Source organism: Microbacterium sp., assembly GCF_032084865.1.
GTDB lineage: Bacteria > Actinomycetota > Actinomycetes > Actinomycetales > Microbacteriaceae > Microbacterium.
This window is the reverse complement of record NZ_DAMDLU010000229.1, coordinates 1-2143: the sequence shown is the minus strand read 5'-3', so window position 1 is coordinate 2143 and position 2143 is coordinate 1. Positions and strand designations below refer to the sequence as shown.

Below are 2143 nucleotides of genomic sequence, written 5' to 3'. Positions count from 1 at the left end.
CGACCCCGAGCCCGGGTCCACGCTGTTCGTCGTCGGGGCATCCGGAGCAGTCGGGTCGATGCTCGTGCCGCTCGCCGTGCGCGCCGGATGGCGGGTGGTCGCCTCCGCCTCGGCGGGCAGCCTCGAGCACCTGCGAGAGCTGGGCGCGGATGCCGCGCTCGACTACCGGGCCGATTGGCGAGTGCAGCTTCGTGCGCTGAACCCGGGCGGGGTGGACGCCGCTGTCGCGATCCCCGCAGGAACCACGGCGGGCGCCATGGAAGTGGTGCGCGACGAGGGCGCGATGATCACCGTGTCGGCCGATGACGTGGCGCCCGTGCGCGGCATCCGGGTGCGCGGTCTGAACTATGCGGCCCCCGTGCGCGCGCCGCTGCAGCACCTGCTCGAGGAGGTGCAGGCCGGGCGATTCCTGCTGTACATCGACCTGCAGCTGCCGCTCGAGCATGCGGAGGACGCCCTGGCGAAGGTGCGCTCGCAGCGCGCCCGAGGCAAGACGGTGCTGACGATCGACTCGTGAGAGCGCCGGCGGCGACGGTGCGGAAGATGGGACTTGAACCCACACGCCCGGGGGCACAGGAACCTAAATCCTGCGTGTCTACCAATTCCACCACTTCCGCGCGCTTCCGAGTCTAGCGATCGGGCTGCTCGGGGCACGCGTTGATCCGCCGGGTGACGGTCTGAGCCGACCGGCTGTGGATAACTTCCGCGCCGGGTGAACGATCTCTGTCAGGATGCCGGGCGTGAGTCATCCGTCCGCCGCCGTCGCCGAGAGAGTGCGTCGGCGTCTGCGCCTGGAGAACACCGACCCGGCGGCGCATCCCGACGAGGCGCGACGCATCGCCCAGGTCGAGGTGCGGAGGCACAACGACCTCGCCCTGCAGCGCGGCGAGGCGATGGTCGATGACGAAGCGGCTCTCGTGCGTGACGTGCTGGCATCCGTCTCGGGGTTCGGCGCCCTGCAGCCGCTTCTCGACGATCCCGAGATCGAGGAGATCTGGCTGAACGGCCCCGACCGTGTCTTCGTCGCGAGGGGCGGCGCCACCCACCGCGTCGACCTGCAGCTGACGGATGCCCTGATCCGCGATCTCGTCGAGCGGATGCTGCAGACGACGGGGCGGCGGGTCGACGTGAGCCAGCCGTTCGTCGACGCCTCGCTGCCCGACGGATCGCGGCTGCACGTCGCGATCGCCGATGTTGTGCGCGGATCGTGGGCGGTGAACATCCGCAAGTTCCTCACCCGGCATCGCACCCTCGACGCGCTGATCGCGCAGGGCTCGGTGCCGCAGCACGTCGCCGACCTGCTGCTCGCCGGGCTGCGCGATGGCCGCAGCATCATCGTCTCGGGCGCCACGCACGCGGGCAAGACCACGCTGCTCGGTGCTCTGCTGGCCGCCTGCGCGGCAGATCAGCGCATCATCACGGTCGAGGAGACGTTCGAGCTCGCCGTCGACGGCCCCGACGTCGTGGCGCTGCAGGGACGTCAGGCGAGCCTGGAGGGCACCGGCGAGATCACCCTGCGGCGGCTCGTGAAAGAGGCGCTGCGCATGCGACCCGATCGCCTCGTCGTCGGCGAGGTCCGCGATGCCGAAGCGCTCGATCTCGTGCTCGCGCTGAACACCGGTGTGCCCGGCGCGGGGACGGTGCACGCCAACTCCGCAGCCGAGGCCCTCGAGAAGCTCGCGCTGCTGCCGCTGCTCGCCGGGCGCAACATCGACCGCGCCTTCATCGCACCCGCCCTGGCGTCGTCGATCTCGTTCGTCGTGCACTGTCGACGCGAGGCCGACGGGTCGCGTCGCGTCGTCGAGGTGATCTCGCCGACGGGCGAGGTCGTCGACGGCAGGATCCTCAGCACGACGGTCTACCGGGCGGAGGGCGCGACATGACTCTGCTCGTCGGCGCGCTGCTCGGTGCCGGCATGCTCCTGTGCGCATCGCCGTGGCTCTGGCCGCAGCAGCCAGACCGACCCGCTCGCGAACCGCGCAGCAGCCGCCTGAGACGGCTTCTCGACGAGGCGGGGCACGCGCGCACGCCGACGCGGACGATCACCGCGGTCATGGTCGCGATCGCCGCGGTCTCAGCCGCTCTCGCGTGGCTGCTCACGGGCATCCCGGTGCTGGTCGGGCTCGCCGCGCTCGCGGGCGCC

At 71.4% G+C, this 2143-nt stretch carries 2 protein-coding genes, 1 tRNA gene and 1 pseudogene; 3 read left to right on the top strand and 1 reads right to left on the bottom strand.

What is annotated here, in order from left to right:
* Positions 1-517 (top strand): zinc-binding dehydrogenase (locus RT309_RS14815; RefSeq protein WP_313358263.1); only part of this gene is annotated, 517 nt, incomplete at its 5' end.
* Positions 518-535: 18 nt separating this feature from the next.
* Here RT309_RS14815 and RT309_RS14810 read toward each other — a convergent pair.
* Positions 536-617, bottom strand: a tRNA-Leu gene (locus RT309_RS14810).
* Positions 618-740: 123 nt separating this feature from the next.
* On the opposite strand from RT309_RS14810, the gene RT309_RS14805 reads away from it, so the two are divergent.
* Both RT309_RS14805 and RT309_RS14800 read left to right on the top strand, forming a co-directional pair.
* Entirely contained in the window at positions 741-1883 is a 1143-nt protein-coding gene (locus RT309_RS14805) for an ATPase, T2SS/T4P/T4SS family (protein ID WP_313358262.1), read from the top strand.
* Positions 1880-2143: pseudogene (locus RT309_RS14800) on the top strand (type II secretion protein F); the annotation flags it as partial. The gene RT309_RS14805 and the pseudogene RT309_RS14800, both read left to right, overlap by 4 nt.